The organism is Antarcticibacterium sp. 1MA-6-2 (assembly GCF_021535135.1).
In the GTDB taxonomy this organism is placed as follows: domain Bacteria; phylum Bacteroidota; class Bacteroidia; order Flavobacteriales; family Flavobacteriaceae; genus Gillisia.
The window spans coordinates 563,586-578,140 of sequence record NZ_CP091036.1 but is presented as its reverse complement, the minus strand read 5'-3'; the positions used below and the strand labels follow the sequence as shown (position 1 = coordinate 578,140).

Annotated in this window: 16 protein-coding genes and 2 pseudogenes; all 18 read left to right on the top strand. The window is 38.8% G+C overall.

Annotation, left to right across the window (positions count from 1 at the left end; all coding sequences use genetic code 11):
- Positions 1 to 141 precede the first annotated feature (141 nt).
- A pseudogene (gene fabG, locus LZ575_RS02865) lies at positions 142 to 869 on the top strand (3-oxoacyl-ACP reductase FabG).
- An 8-nt stretch (positions 870 to 877) separates the two neighbouring features.
- Positions 878 to 1,774 carry a lipid A biosynthesis acyltransferase gene (locus tag LZ575_RS02860; protein WP_235328263.1) on the top strand — a complete coding sequence of 299 codons (897 nt, stop codon included), beginning with the start codon at positions 878 to 880 and terminating at the stop codon, positions 1,772 to 1,774.
- Positions 1,764 to 2,213 (top strand): hypothetical protein, encoded by a 450-nt coding sequence (locus LZ575_RS02855; protein WP_235328261.1) that lies wholly within the window; start codon positions 1,764 to 1,766, stop codon positions 2,211 to 2,213. Before LZ575_RS02860 ends, LZ575_RS02855 begins: the two co-directional genes overlap by 11 nt.
- Positions 2,213 to 2,635, top strand: coding sequence for a thioesterase family protein (locus LZ575_RS02850; protein WP_235328259.1), 423 nt, complete (start codon positions 2,213 to 2,215; stop codon positions 2,633 to 2,635). The genes LZ575_RS02855 and LZ575_RS02850 overlap by 1 nt, the downstream gene beginning before the upstream one ends.
- Complete coding sequence (locus LZ575_RS02845; RefSeq protein ID WP_235328257.1) at positions 2,632 to 3,774, top strand: beta-ketoacyl synthase N-terminal-like domain-containing protein; 1,143 nt, start codon at positions 2,632 to 2,634, stop codon at positions 3,772 to 3,774. Before LZ575_RS02850 ends, LZ575_RS02845 begins: the two co-directional genes overlap by 4 nt.
- Positions 3,774 to 4,379 (top strand): hypothetical protein, encoded by a 606-nt coding sequence (locus LZ575_RS02840; protein WP_235328255.1) that lies wholly within the window; start codon positions 3,774 to 3,776, stop codon positions 4,377 to 4,379. The genes LZ575_RS02845 and LZ575_RS02840 overlap by 1 nt, the downstream gene beginning before the upstream one ends.
- The gene (locus LZ575_RS02835; RefSeq protein ID WP_235328253.1) at positions 4,372 to 4,629 is read left to right on the top strand and encodes a phosphopantetheine-binding protein; all 258 of its coding nucleotides are present in this window, start codon (positions 4,372 to 4,374) and stop codon (positions 4,627 to 4,629) included. Before LZ575_RS02840 ends, LZ575_RS02835 begins: the two co-directional genes overlap by 8 nt.
- A 3-nt stretch (positions 4,630 to 4,632) precedes the next feature.
- Positions 4,633 to 5,819 (top strand): annotated as a pseudogene (locus LZ575_RS02830) (beta-ketoacyl-[acyl-carrier-protein] synthase family protein).
- Positions 5,816 to 6,589 carry a beta-ketoacyl synthase chain length factor gene (locus tag LZ575_RS02825; protein ID WP_235328251.1) on the top strand — a complete coding sequence of 258 codons (774 nt, stop codon included), beginning with the start codon at positions 5,816 to 5,818 and terminating at the stop codon, positions 6,587 to 6,589. Before LZ575_RS02830 ends, LZ575_RS02825 begins: the two are co-directional and overlap by 4 nt.
- Before the next feature lie 2 nt (positions 6,590 to 6,591).
- The gene (locus tag LZ575_RS02820) at positions 6,592 to 6,885 is read left to right on the top strand and encodes a hypothetical protein (protein WP_235328249.1); all 294 of its coding nucleotides are present in this window, start codon (positions 6,592 to 6,594) and stop codon (positions 6,883 to 6,885) included.
- Positions 6,875 to 7,645: a polysaccharide deacetylase family protein gene (locus LZ575_RS02815; RefSeq protein ID WP_235328247.1), complete on the top strand. Its 771-nt coding sequence runs from the start codon at positions 6,875 to 6,877 to the stop codon at positions 7,643 to 7,645. The genes LZ575_RS02820 and LZ575_RS02815 overlap by 11 nt, the downstream gene beginning before the upstream one ends.
- A 10-nt stretch (positions 7,646 to 7,655) precedes the next feature.
- Positions 7,656 to 8,255: an outer membrane lipoprotein carrier protein LolA gene (locus LZ575_RS02810; RefSeq protein WP_235328245.1), complete on the top strand. Its 600-nt coding sequence runs from the start codon at positions 7,656 to 7,658 to the stop codon at positions 8,253 to 8,255.
- A gap of 87 nt (positions 8,256 to 8,342) precedes the next feature.
- On the top strand, positions 8,343 to 8,522 hold the full coding sequence (locus LZ575_RS02805) for a hypothetical protein (RefSeq protein WP_235328243.1): 180 nt from the start codon (positions 8,343 to 8,345) through the stop codon (positions 8,520 to 8,522).
- Positions 8,485 to 8,709: a hypothetical protein gene (locus tag LZ575_RS02800; protein WP_235328241.1), complete on the top strand. Its 225-nt coding sequence runs from the start codon at positions 8,485 to 8,487 to the stop codon at positions 8,707 to 8,709. The genes LZ575_RS02805 and LZ575_RS02800 overlap by 38 nt, the downstream gene beginning before the upstream one ends.
- Positions 8,710 to 8,776: 67 nt before the next feature.
- Positions 8,777 to 9,976 carry a DUF2062 domain-containing protein gene (locus LZ575_RS02795; protein WP_235328239.1) on the top strand — a complete coding sequence of 400 codons (1,200 nt, stop codon included), beginning with the start codon at positions 8,777 to 8,779 and terminating at the stop codon, positions 9,974 to 9,976.
- Positions 9,977 to 12,745 carry an MMPL family transporter gene (locus LZ575_RS02790; protein WP_235328237.1) on the top strand — a complete coding sequence of 923 codons (2,769 nt, stop codon included), beginning with the start codon at positions 9,977 to 9,979 and terminating at the stop codon, positions 12,743 to 12,745.
- A 4-nt stretch (positions 12,746 to 12,749) separates the two neighbouring features.
- Entirely contained in the window at positions 12,750 to 12,959 is a 210-nt protein-coding gene (locus LZ575_RS02785; RefSeq protein ID WP_235328235.1) for a hypothetical protein, read from the top strand.
- Between the two features lie 80 nt (positions 12,960 to 13,039).
- The gene (locus LZ575_RS02780; RefSeq protein WP_311195942.1) at positions 13,040 to 14,458 is read left to right on the top strand and encodes a C45 family peptidase; all 1,419 of its coding nucleotides are present in this window, start codon (positions 13,040 to 13,042) and stop codon (positions 14,456 to 14,458) included.
- Positions 14,459 to 14,555 lie beyond the last annotated feature (97 nt).

Here is a 14,555-nt window from a genome sequence, read left to right as displayed (position 1 = left end):
AAGAAAATAGAGTAGAGAAATAAGAGGCAAGAATCAAGAGACACTTTTTAAGACAAACAATTGGAATTTGGGATTTGGTTTTGGGAATTTGAATGAAAAACATTAAACCTTGAACTTTTATACTTTGAACCTTAAATGAGAATGAAATACGCACTAGTTACAGGTGGTTCCAGGGGAATTGGTAAGGCAATTGCAGTTAAACTTGCTTCAGAATTAAATTATAATATTTTGCTGAATTTTAATTCGAACGAAAAGGCAGCTGCCGAAACTAAGGAAGAAATTGAAAAATTTGGAGTTACCTGTTTGCTTTTGCAATTTGATGTTTCTGATGCTTCTGCTACTTTAACTGCTCTTGAAAGCTGGAGTTCTTCCAATCCTGAAGCGGCCATTGAAGTATTGGTAAACAATGCGGGAATAACCAGGGACGCATTATTCCTGTGGATGAAGCCTGAAGACTGGAATTCTGTAATTCAAACTTCTGTTTCGGGGTTTTACAATGTAACTCAGCCTTTGTTAAAAAATATGCTCACCGCCAGGTATGGGCGTATCATAAATATTGTTTCCCTTTCGGGACTTAAAGGAAATCCGGGACAGGTCAATTATTCTGCAGCAAAAGGTGCTGTCATTGCTGCTACAAAAGCGCTTGCACAGGAGATTGGGAAACGAAACGTTACTGTAAATGCTGTGGCTCCGGGTTTCATTAATTCTGAAATGACAGCCGGGATTGATGAAAAAGAGCTGAAAAAAATAATCCCTCTAAACCTAGGTTTGGAAATGCTGAAGAAGTAGCAGATCTCGTGGCTTTTCTGGCTTCAAAAAAAGCAGCTTACATTACTGGAGAAGTCATAAATATTAACGGAGGGCTGTAATCTTAATTATGGCAAACTGGCACGGCAAATCCAGAGGTACCGTATTAGGTTTAAGGATCTACGTATGGATCATTAAAACTTTCGGATTATATGCTTCTTATTTTGTTCTGCTTTTTGTTGCCGCCTATTTTATAGTCTTTTCCTTCAGCTCAACCAAAAGTACTTATTATCTTTTCAGAAGGAGGTTGAATTATTCCGCAATAAGCGCGGCCTTAAATGTTTATCGCAGCTATTTTACCTTCGGAAGAATTCAGCTGGATCGTGTGGCTATTTCCGCAGGATTAAAAGAAAAATATACTTTTGAATTTGACGGAATTCAGAATATCAAAAATCTTCTGAAGCAAAAGAAAGGAGGAATTCTTCTTACTGCACATATGGGCAATTTTAACCTTGCACGGCATTTTTTTGACAATGAGCATAACCCTGCCGTGGTAAATTTGGTGATGACCGATTTTGAACATCAGCAAATCAAGAACTACCTGGAATCTGTCACCGGAAAATCAACTTTAAAAACGATCGTCCTGAAAGATGATCTTTCCCATATTTTTAAAATGAACGAGGCACTAAAACGTAATGAATTGCTCGTCTTTGCTGCAGACAGGTATTTAAAAGGTTCCAAAACCTATATCCAGGAATTTATGCGGAAAGAGGTACAGTTTCCGCAAGGGCCTTTTAAGCTGGCTCAGAGAAACAATATTCCTGTCTTGTTTGTGCACATTATGAGGGAAAAGAATTTCCACTATCACTTTTATGCACGTCCCGCACAGGAAAATGCAAATAGTGGGAAAGAATTATTAAAATTGTATCTTCAAAACCTCGAAGAGATGTTGCGAAAATATCCGCAACAATGGTATAATTACTACGATTACTGGAACGATTTCAAAAGCAAGAATAATGGCAGATAACGTACTGACGGAGCCGATAACTGAGGCTGAAAAAATTCTAAAATTGATCCCCCAACGACCGCCGTTCGTTATGGTTGACTCGTTATTGGAATATACTGCGCTTACGGGCAAAATGGCATTTACAATTCCTACAGATAATCTGTTGGTGAAAGACGGCAGTTTTTCTGAGCCCGGGTTGATCGAACACATGGCACAAAGTATGTCCCTGCATCGCGGCTACCGCGGGTTTCTTGCGGGGCTGGAAAGACCTCAAACTGGTTTTATTGGCGCAATTAAATCGGTAGAAATTATGTCTCTTCCAAAAGCCGGAAGCAAGCTCACTACCTATGTTGAAATTCTTCAGGAGGTGATGAAAGTTACTTTGGTTACAGCCAAAACATACGATGAAGCAGGAGAAAGGGTGGCATCATCTGAAATGAAGACGGTTACAGTAGATTAATGTCAGAAAATAATTTAAGTTCCATTACTCAATTCCGGGTGAAATTCCGGGAGTGTGATCCTTTGAAGATCGTATGGCACGGGAACTATCTAAAATATTTTGAAGACGCCCGGGAAGATTTTTGTGCCAGCCATGGCTTCTCATATCAGGATGTGATGAAACTTGGCTATTCTACTCCCATAGTAAAAACCAACTGTGAGCATAAATTGCCCCTGCACTTCGGAGATAAATTTGAAATAGAAACTACTTTTAAACCTACCGCTGCAGCAAAAATGATCTTTGAGTACAAGGTTACCAAAAATGACAGAGTGGTTTGTACAGGAGAAACTATTCAGGTTTTTTTGGATGTAAAAGGGGATTTGGTTCTGAATAATCCTCCGTTCTTCCTGGAGCGGAAAAGTAAAATGGCAATTGAAAAATGAAAGGAGTTTACCTGCTGGACGATTCAATAATTTCTCCTCTTGGATTTTCTACGGAAGAGAATCTGCAGGCGATTAGAAATGAAAAGTCTGCTTTACAACTACATAAAAGCAGCAGATTTTCTTCCGGAAGTTTTTATGCAGGTAGTCTTGATAAAGTCGCTATTTCTGAGGCTTTTGAAAAAATAGGAAATCCCGCAGATTATACTAAACTGGAGCAGATGATGCTGCTATCAGTAGATCAGATAATTAAAGCAAATCCTGAATTAGATTTAAACTCTACAGGGCTGGTAATATCTACAACAAAGGGAAATATTGATCTTCTGGGAGGTGACAAATTTTCTGAAGACCGCATTTTACTTTCAGAACTAGGAGAAGTAATCCGAAAGTTTTTTGGATTTAAATTAAAACCCATTGTAGTTTCCAATGCCTGTATTTCAGGAGGACTAGCAATGACTGTTGCTGCCAAATTTATTGAGGCGGGTAAATTTGAAAATGCTGTAGTAGTAGGAGGGGACCTGGTATCAGATTTTGTTGTGTTCGGGTTTCAGTCATTTCAGGCAATAAGCGACCAGCCCTGTAAACCGTTTTCAAATGACAGAAACGGAATAAGCATAGGAGAAGCAGCTGCAGCAGTATTATTAGGTTCTAAACCGAAGAAAAATTCAGAAAATGTAAAGATTATCGGGGAAGCTTCAGTTAATGATGCCAACCATATTTCAGGCCCTTCCCGAACAGGAGAAGGTTTGTTCAAAAGTATCCAAAGAGCCCTGGCTGAAGCTGAAATTTCAGCAGAAAGAATAGATTACGTATCTGCTCACGGAACAGCCACCATTTTTAATGATGAAATGGAAGCCATTGCTTTTCATCGCTCCGGCTTTCAGAAAGTACCGTTAAACAGTTATAAAGGGTATTACGGTCATACAATGGGTGCATCGGCTTTATTGGAAAGCATACTCACCAAACACTGCCTGTTGAACAATGAGCTGTTTTCTTGCCTTAACTATAACGGCCCGGGAACTTCGAAAGAGTTAAGTATTATATCAGATTACAGGAAGCAAGAGTTAAATTATGCTCTAAAAACAGCCTCAGGATTTGGTGGTTGCAATCTTGCAATGGTGCTGAAAAAGGAGCAGAAGTAATGGAGGAAGATCTTTTTAAAATAACTACTTATGTTCGTATAAAAGATTGCAGAATTCTCTTAAATGGGGAAGAGGTTATTTATGATGATGCTTCCGCGGGAAACAACTTTTTAAAAAAGGCCTACAAGGGCTTGAACATTGAATATCCGAAATTCTTTAAAATGGACTGGCTTTGCAAACTGGGAATTCTTGCGACTGAAGTTCTTTTTTTAGGAAAAACTCCGGATCCTGATACTGCCCTTATTTTCTCCAATTCCCGATCCAGTCTCGACACAGATCTTAAACATCAGGATTCCATTGCAGGAATTGTGTCTCCTGCGGTTTTTGTTTACACTTTGCCAAACATTGTTCTTGGAGAAATATCCATACGTCAAAAACTTCAAAGTGAAAATGCTTTCTTTATTGAGAAAAAATTTAATCCTAAATTGTTATACGACTATTCTACAATCCTTTTAAAAACAGGTAAAGCAGCAGCAGTTGTTTCCGGCTGGATTGACTTGAAAAACGATGAATATGATGTATTTTTGTGCCATATTTCACCGGAAGGGGAGATACCTTTTTCCGAAGAAAATTTAGAGCATCTATATTATTTTGAAAATGAGTGATTTAAGGACAGAGTTAAAGCGAAGCATTATAGAGCAGCTAAATCTTGAAGACATGGAGGTGGGAGATATTGACAATAATGAACCACTTTTTGGGGAAGGATTAGGCCTGGATTCTATTGACGCACTTGAACTAATCGTGCTTCTTGAAAAAGATTATGGTATTAAATTAAATGATCCCGGCCAGGGAAAAGAAATTTTCGCCTCGGTAAATACAATGGCTGAATATATAGAAGGCCACCGTACAAAATAGCCGATGAAAACAGGAATTGCCGTTACCGGTATGGGTATAATTTCGGCACTGGGAACGGGAGTTGAAGCAAACCTCTGTGCCCTCACTGCCGGAAAAAGCGGACTTTCCTATCCTGAAATTTTTGAAACCCGTCACAATTCTCTTCCTGTAGGTGAAATCAAAATTTCTGACACTGAACTGGCAAAATCCTTAAACTTACCTGAAGGCCATAGTTTCACAAGAGCTGCATTGTTGGGAGCTATTGCGGCTAAAGAATCTGTTTTGCAGGCCAAACTATCGTCGAAGGAGCTTTCTGAAACCGGTTTTATTTCAGCTACCAGTGTGGGAGGTATGGATTATACTGAAGAATATTTTGGAAGCTTCGAAAGTGAAACTGCAAACCGAAGATTTATCAGAGCTCAGCATCCGGGTTTTACCACAACACAAATCAGTAAATACCTGAATATAGGAGGATATACTTCTACTATAAGCACTGCCTGTTCCTCATCGGCAAATGCAATAATGCTGGGAGCGCGCTTAATACGAGCTGGGGAAATAAAAAGAGTAATAGTTGGAGGGACAGATTGTCTCTCAAAATTCACCCTGAACGGCTTTAAATCTTTAATGATCCTTTCTCCTGAATTTTGTAAACCTTTTGATGAAAACCGTAGCGGTCTCAACCTGGGAGAAGGAGCAGCTTTTCTTGTGCTCGAAGCAGATGATGTTTTGGAGGACAAAGAGGTTTTAGGCAGGATCAGCGGATATGGAAATGCCAATGACGCTTTCCATCAAACGGCCTCATCAGAAACCGGAGAAGGAGCCTTTGAAGCAATGCAAAGAGCATTTAAGGTTGCCAAATGTAACCCGGAAGAAATCGACTACATTAACGCACATGGCACTGCTACAAAAAACAACGATCTTTCTGAAAGCATTGCAATGCAGAGAATATTTGGATATGCGCCTCCTGCTTTTAGTTCCACGAAAAGTTTTACCGGACATACCCTTGCAGCTGCTTAGGTGCGATAGAGGCTGTTTTCAGTTTGTTAAGTATAGATAAGGATACAATTTTTCCGAACCTTCATTTTGATACTGCTATGGGCGAAACAGGATTTATACCTGTTACTGTTTCCGAAAAAGGATCTATTCAGAAGGTGTTGTCTAATTCCTTTGGTTTTGGCGGTAACTGTACATCTTTAGTTTTCAGCAAATGAAAACGAAGATTTACATAAACGGCATCGGAAGTATTTCTGCACAGGAGATAAAGGAACTTTTTGAGGAGAAGGTAATTCGTTACAATCAGAATATAATTCCTGCCGTATCACCTGATTTTAAAAAGCATATTCCGGCAATGCAGCTAAGACGCATGTCTAAAGGAATAAAAATGGGACTTACAGCTGCAAAGACTGCCCTTGAAGATGCCGATGTTGAAGTTCCCGACGTGGTGATTACCGGAACCGGGCAGGGATCTAAAATTGATACGGAGAAATTTCTACAGGAAATGCTGGACAGGGAAGAGGAAACTCTATCCCCAACCTCATTTATTCAGTCTACGCATAACACAATCGGTGGGCAAATTGCCCTGAACCTTGCGTGCAAAGGCTATAATATGACCTACAGCCAAAACTCTGCTTCGCTTGAGTCAGCTTTAATTGATTCCCTACTTTTTCTTCAGGAAGATTCCGAAAATACTGTACTTGTTGGAGGGGTAGATGAAATTTCAGAAAAAATTACTTCTTTTCAGGTGCTGGACGGGCAGGTAAAGTCTGAAGCAATTGATAATCTTCAGCTTCTTAACAGTAGTACTCCCGGAACTATAATCTCGGAAGGTGCTCATTTTTTAACGATTTCAGCTGAGAGTACAGCCAATTCTTATGCTGAACTGGTAGATGTTTCAGTGGTAAATTCTGAAGACCCTAAAACTGTTTCAGAAAAAATTCAGCAATTTCTTCTGAAGAATAATCGGTCACTTAAGCAGATATAGATGTGGTTATAGTAGGAAAGAATGGTGATATACGGTTTGATCATTTTTATGATGAGTTGTCGAATAAGTTATTTTCAGAAAAAACTCAACTCGCTTTTAAACACTTAAGTGGAGACTACGATACGGCAACAGGTTTTGCTGTTGTTCTTGCTTGTAATATCTTTAGAAATAAATTTATTCCCCCGGTTTTAAAAATAAATGAAATTCCGGGTGGGGAGCCAGGGGAAATTTTAATTTATAATCAATACCTTGGAGAGAACCACAGTTTTATACTTTTAAGATCAATTGAGCTTTAAAACTTTAAATAAAATAGTACTGGCCATTCTTCTTATAGCGGCTATGCTTTCTGCTTTACAATTAATTCCCGGACTGTTGATAATAGGTTTTATACTGGGATATGTAAGTTTTCTGCTTTTCGTTTCTACAAATATCCAATTGAATTTTTTCGTGCAGGCATATAACAATAATCCTTACGAGGAAGAGGACCGTATCGCTCTTACTTTTGACGACGGACCTGTAGAAAACACGCTAAAAATCCTGGAAGTCCTTGACAAGTACAAGGTAAAAGCCAGCTTTTTCTGCATTGGGAATAACATAGAAGAGCATCCTGAAATTTTTAATCTTATCCTGAAAAAAGGTCACTTTGTGGGAAATCATACTTATACCCATACCCGCAAAATGGGATTCCTATCTGTGGAAACTCTTGTCGAAGAGATCCGCAGGTGTGATCAGGTAATGAAAGAAACAGGTGGAATTACCCCCACGACTTTTAGGCCACCCTTCGGAATCATTAATCCAAGGACACAAAAGGCCCTGGACATTACGGGGCACAAAGTGATTGGTTGGAATTTGCGTTCTTACGACGCCATTATAGAATCTGAAGAAATTGTGGTGAGGCGGGTGTTGAACAGGATTAAGCCCGGGGATGTCATTTTATTTCACGACAGTAAGGAGAGAACCGTAGAAATATTGGAACAATTGTTGATATTTTTGAAAGCTAATAATTTTGACCCTGTAAGGGTTGATGACTTATTTCAGATAGATGCATATAATTAAAATTTTTCTCTTGCTTTTACCTGCTATACTTATAGCTCAAAAGAAAGAACTTACCGATGCGGAAATTAAATCTTTTAAAACCGAAGTCGCAAAGCACGCAGAAAATCTGGAAAGTCTTTCCAGTGATTTTAATCAGGTAAAGTATATGCAGCTTATGAAGGATGAGGCTGTAAGTGAAGGAAAACTATACTATAAAACACCCGATGTACTTAAATGGGAATACCATGAACCCTATAATTATCATATCCTTTTTAAAGAAAATCAATTATTCCTAAATGACGATGGCGTCAAGAGTTCAACGAACTTAAAGGCTAATAAATTATTTGGAAAACTGGTAAGCCTAATTTCCGGCAGTGTCAATGGAAAACTATTAGAAGATCCTGAAAACTTTAAAGTTACCTATTATAATTCCGGAAAAAATGTACAGGCCATAATTGTTCCGCTGGATGAATCTGTCAGGGAAATGTTTAGTGAGATCATTATGATTTTTAACGGAGAAAATTTTGTGGATTCTGTTAAGCTAATGGAGGAAAATGGGGATTATACGCACATTACCTTCAGGAATATAACACTTAATGCGAAACTGGATCCGGCAGTTTTTCAGCAGTAATTTACAGGGTTTTCAAAAATTAGTCCTCTTCTTTAATATTTTGAAAATATTCTCTCTATTTTAGTGCTCTATCTGAAAGATGAGAAGATGCTACTACAAAACTTTTATTCGGTCAAAAATACTACTGAATCATCCGGTGTTTATACTACCGAACTCGCAATAAATAAACAACATCATCTTTACGACGGACATTTTCCTGACTTACTTAGTGACTCCTGGTGTAATTTTGATGCAGCTATTCAAGGAAGAAGCAGAGCGTCTTTCTAATTCCAAACTTCAGCTAAAGACAGCTTCAAATATTAAATTTATGGCTGTTGTTAATCCCAACGAGGATGAAAATTTGCTTTTGGAATCTTCTGTTGAAACAAAAGATTCTACTATTTCACTTAAAGGAGTGGCTAAGCACAGGGGTGCTATAGCTCTTAAATTCAGCGCAGTATACTCCGTCTTGTAAAGTGACAACTTTTAAAGTTCAGCAGATTAAATATTAAGTACTTTTGCAGAGATAAGATTAGCCTGTTTTGAAAAATCAACCTGTATATCAGTCCAGATTTGACGCTCTTAAGTGCTGTATTCTGGTGCCTACCTATAACAATGAAAAAAGCCTGGCGAGTGTTCTCCGGGACCTTATGTTGTATACCAGCAACATCATCGTAGTTAATGATGGCTCCACAGACAGCACCCATAACATCTTAAAAAATTTTTCTGACCTAAATATTTATGAATACGATCAAAACAGGGGGAAAGGTGCGGCCTTAAATTATGGATTTAAAAAAGCTGAAGATCTGGGCTACGCGTATGCCATCACTATAGATTCTGACGGGCAGCATTATCCCGATGATCTGGACATTTTTCTTAGCGAACTGGAATCAAAAGAAGGAGATAAAGAGATTTTATTGGTCGGTGACCGAAATATGGGCAGGGACGGAATTCCCGGAAAAAGCACAACAGGAAATAAATTTTCTAACTTTTGGTATCTAGTGGTAACCGGAATTAATTTAAGGGACACCCAAAGTGGATACAGGCTTTATCCTCTTAAAATTGTAAACCCAATAAAGCTTTACACTAATAAATTTGAATACGAGATCGAGATCATTGTAAAAGCTGCCTGGAGGGGAGTGGATGTGAAAAACGTTCCAATTAAAGTATTCTATGAAGATAATCGCGTGACTCACTTCAGGCCTTTCTGGGATGTTACGAGGATCGTGCTGCTTTATATGTGGTTTGTACTGGTGAGTTTCTTTTATATCCATCCCCGTAATAAATACAGAGAATTCAGGGAAAAAGGATTTAAAAGATTCTGGAGAGAAGATATCATTAAGAGCCAGGAGCTAGCACATAAGAAAGCAGCTGCTGTTGCTTTGGGAGTTTTTGTGGGGATGTCGCCTTTTTGGGGTTTACACACCTTGCTGGTATTTTTGCTGGCCGCCGCTTTTAAACTTAACAAGGTTACGGCATTTCTATTCTCCAATATCAGCATTCCACCTTTAATTCCTATTATAGTATATGCAGGATATCAATTAGGCTCCTTAATAAAGGGTAAAGGTTTTGCCTGGGAACTCCGACTTAGCGATTTTGATTCCAGTGCAGAGGTTTTCAGCGGCCTGGGCCAATACCTGCTGGGCAGTTTTGTTCTTGCAGGAATAGTCGCATTCCTTCTTTGGATTGTCTTTTATTTCTTATTTTCGGTATCTAACCAAAAGCAGGTGGTGAAACCTTAAATGTTTCAGATTCACAACTTCTTATTACGACACAAATTACTTGCAGTTGTCGCACTATTATGTTTTATTGGCGCCATAGTTTTTCTTGCCTTAAAGATCAATCTGGAGGAAGATATTGCCAGCCTGATTCCTTCCGGAGAAAGGCAGGATGTACTGCGGAAGGTGCTGGATCAAACAGAATTTTCAGATAAACTAATTATTACTGTTTCTTCAACTTCTGAAGAACCCGATCCCGAAGAGGTAACATTATATGCGCAACAGTTTTTAGATTCCCTTGAACTTCAACTGCCGGAATATGTAGAAGATGTTCAGGGTAAAGTACCGGAGGAAGGCATCAGGGAAATCTACAATTTCGTTTACAACAACCTCCCTCTTTTTCTAAATGAAGATGATTATTCTGAAATAGAAGAAAGACTTCCCCGGGACAGTATCAAAAACCTACTTGAGGAAAATTATAAAACTCTCATCTCACCCACGGGATTGGTTACCAAGGATTTTATTTTTAAAGATCCTCTATCCATTACCAGCCTCGGACTACAAAAGCTTCAGGAATTACAGGTAGATGAAGATTTTGAATTGTACAACAACTTCCTGATCACCAAAGATCACAGGCACGTACTCCTGTTTCTTTCTACAGCCTTACCCGCTTCTGAGACCGAAGAAAATGCACTTTTTATCAGGAAGCTGGACCAAATTCAGCAAAACCTTAATCAGGAATTCGCAAAGGTAGAAGGAGATTATTTTGGTGGAGTTCTTTACTCCATAGCCAACGCGAGACAAATTAAAAAGGATATACAATTAACCATTGGTATAGCCGCTTGTATTCTGCTATTCATTTTGATTTTTTACTACAGAAGGCTCTACGTGCCTCTTGTTTTATTTCTCCCGGTCGTCATTGGAGGACTTACAGCTGTAGCTGCTTTATACCTTATTAAAGATACTGTATCTGCAATTTCCCTTGGAATAGGGGCCATTCTTTTAGGTATAAGTATAGATTATTCTTTGCACATCCTTACTCACTTCAAAAGTAACAGGAATGTGGGAAAACTATATCGCGAGGTGACGGGTCCGGTTTTAATGAGCAGCTTTACAACTGCTATTGCGTTCCTATGTCTGTTATTTGTAAGAAGTGAAGCCTTAAATGACCTGGGAATCTTTGCAGCGATAAGTGTAGTGGTATCTTCAATCTTTGCACTGATCCTGATCCCTTTGCTTTACAAGATCCCCGAGACAATTCGGGAGAAGCCAACTTTCATCGACAAAATTTCCTCCTTTAGCTTCCATAAGAATAATCCATTGGTCATTATAATCTCATTGATGTTTGTGATTGGCCTGTTCACTTTCACATCGGTTAATTTTAATTCAGACCTGGCAGAACTAAATTATGAGCCGGAAGAGATAAAAATTAAGGAGCAGAAGGTTCAACAAATTGCCGGGAGAGCTGCCAAATCAATTTATCTCGTATCCTACGGAAACTCTATTGATGAAGCCCTCGAAAACAATAACGAACTATACGGGGAGCTTCAGGAATTGGAGGAGGAGGGGGAAATATCCAATTTCAGTAGTATAGGAGGGGTGGTGCTCTCTACCAGAACGCAACTGGAGAGGATTACCAGATGGAATGAATTCTGGACAGAACCTACAGAACAGCAGGTACGGAAGAATTTGGTCCGGGAATCGGACAGCTTCGGCTTTCGTGCTGAGAGTTTTGATAGTTTTTATAATCTGCTTTCAGAAAATTTTGAAACGCTTTATCTGGACGATTACAGGAATATTTCAATTTTATACCTTGATGATTTCATTTCTTCCGGAGAAAATTTTGCCACGGTTACAACCTCCATTAATGTTGAGCCGGAAAATCTTCAACAGGTGATCGACAGGTTTGATGGAAGGGATAATACAGTTGTCATTGACCGAAAGCAACTTAACGAAACTTTCCTTGGAAACCTGAAGAATGATTTCAACAGATTGATTGGCTATTCCTTACTGGCAGTATTCCTGATGTTACTATTCTTTTACAGGTCTATTGAGTTGACTTTACTCACTTTAATTCCAATTGGTGTAACCTGGGTAATTGCCCTGGGATTAATGGCAATTTTAAAAATTGATTTTAATATCCTGAATATTATTATTTCCACCTTCATTTTTGGCCTGGGACTGGATTACAGTATTTTTATCACCAATGCTTTTTTGAAGGAGTACGAATCCTCAACCAAAGTTCTCAATACCTATAGGACCTCAATCTTACTATCGGTTATTACAACCCTTCTGGGGATTGGCGCTTTGTTCTTCGCAAAACACCCGGTACTGCGGTCCATTTCTGTTGTTTCAATAATAGGCATTTTAGCCGCAGTATCTGTGGCCTTTGTTATACAGGGCTTTATTTTTGACAGGCTCTTCGTAAAGAGAAAAAAAGAGGGAAGACCCCCTTTTAGTTTAAGCAGCCTCTATTATAGATCGAAGTTTATTGGAAATGAAAATCAGCTCTATTTTAAAAAGGAGGTTTACGATAATTACAGGTATAAAAAAGCGTTTGACGAGGTAAAGAGAGAATTCGAAACTGATAAGGAGCGATATCTAAAAATAGCAGAATTTCTGGATGAAAAGGATCAGGTATTACATATTCACTCCGGTTATGGAGTTCTTCCTGTTTTTCTTTCTTACAAAAGTGGAGCTACCGGAATAACAGGCTATGAACCCGACCCTGAAAAAAGTGAAGTAGCAGAAAATACTTTCAGAAATACATCAAATAATCTGAGTTTCACTTAGCTCTATGCCTGAAAATCTGAAGGATTTTAATACTGTCATTCTATCTGATACTTCTAAGGAACCTGAAGGTATTGATCTAAAAAGACTGCTGGGATCCACATTAAAAAAAATAGTAATTCTGGATCCCGATTATTCTTATAGGTGGATCTTAGATTATAACTTTGAAATTGCTTACAGACAGAATGAGGTTGTAATGCTGAAGAAAGTTGAATAGGGTTTATTTTGAAAAGAAGTTGTTTCTACATATCTGTCATTTTTTTAATCCTCCTCAATTCCTGTGGAGTCAGAAAATCAATGGAGGACCGACCGGATATCTCCGGAATTGAAACTATTGATACACTTCGCACAAAACACAATGACAGCCTATACAGTATAGGGAAAAATACTCTTCTTAAAAACAAGTACGGAATTTGGGAACTTTACATTGAAGGAGATGCCCTGGAACGTGGATTGGTAAACGGCAGTCTTACCCGGGAATTAATGTATAAGCAGGAAGTAGCGATCATGGAAAAGATCGAGAGCCTTGTTCCCGCGGGGGGATATCAAAATTTCCTTAGTAAAGTAGTTGCCTGGTTTAACCGCGAAATGTATTTACACGTACCGGAAGAATATAAAAAGGAAATTTATGGGGTTTCACGTTTTGCTCAACACAAGTATGATTCATTTGCTCCACCGTACGTTCGGTCTCTTTATTTGCACGGGGCTCACGATATAGGCCACGCATTACAGGACCTTATGCTCGTGGGTTGCACGTCTTTTGCTGCCTGGGATCAAAAAACAAGTGACGGAAAGCTTCTGTTGGGACGGAATTTTGACTTATATGTGAGCGATGAATTTGCAGAAGAAAAGATTGCTGCTTTTGTAAATCCTGAACAAGGCCACAAATTTATGATGTACACCTGGGGCGGAATGATAGGAGTGGTAAGCGGGATGAATGAAAAAGGCCTGAGCGTAACCATAAATGCCGGAAAATCAAAAATTCCATTAAAAGCAAAATCTCCGGTTTCTCTTGTTGCGCGGGAAATTTTGCAATATGCTGCAACTACAGAAGAAGCAATTCAAATAGCAAAAAATAGGGAAGTCTTTGTTTCAGAAGCTATTATGCTAGGAAGCGCAGCTGAAAATAAGGCTCTAGTCATTGAGGTAGCACCCGGAAAATTTGGGGTTCACGAGGTAGACAATTCCAACCATTTAATTTGTAGCAACCATTTTCAGAGTGATACCTATAAAAAGGATCGGCGGAATCAACAGGCTATAAACGAAAGCCATACCCGGTACCGATTTGAACGAATGCAGGAATTGGTAAATAAGAATGAAGTTTTGAATCCCGGGAAAGCAGCAGCTATCCTTAGAAATACAAAAGGTTTGCAGGAAGAGGCTATTGGCCTGGGAAATGAAAAAGCAATTAATCAATTACTTGCACACCACGGAATATTATTTAAGCCTTCCGAAAGAAAAGTGTGGGTATCCGCAAATCCATACCAATTAGGGACTTTTGTAGCTTTTGATCTCGAAGAAGCTTTCAGTAAATTTTCTGAAGGCAGGAGGGAGAGCGTGGTTTCTGAAGAAGATGTAATACCTGCAGATAAGTTTTTAGACTCCCAGGCTTTCAGAAATTATAGAGAATTCCGTTCCTTAAGTGAGGAGGTGTCACGGAGTATTGTTAAAAGAGAAACTATTTCCGAAAAAAATTATTTAAGCTGCCTGCGTTAAATCCGCACTTCTGGAAGTCGTACTATTTGGTAGGAGAGTATTATTACACCCAAAAAGATTTTAAAAATGCGGTGATTTACTTTAAGCAGGCGCTAAA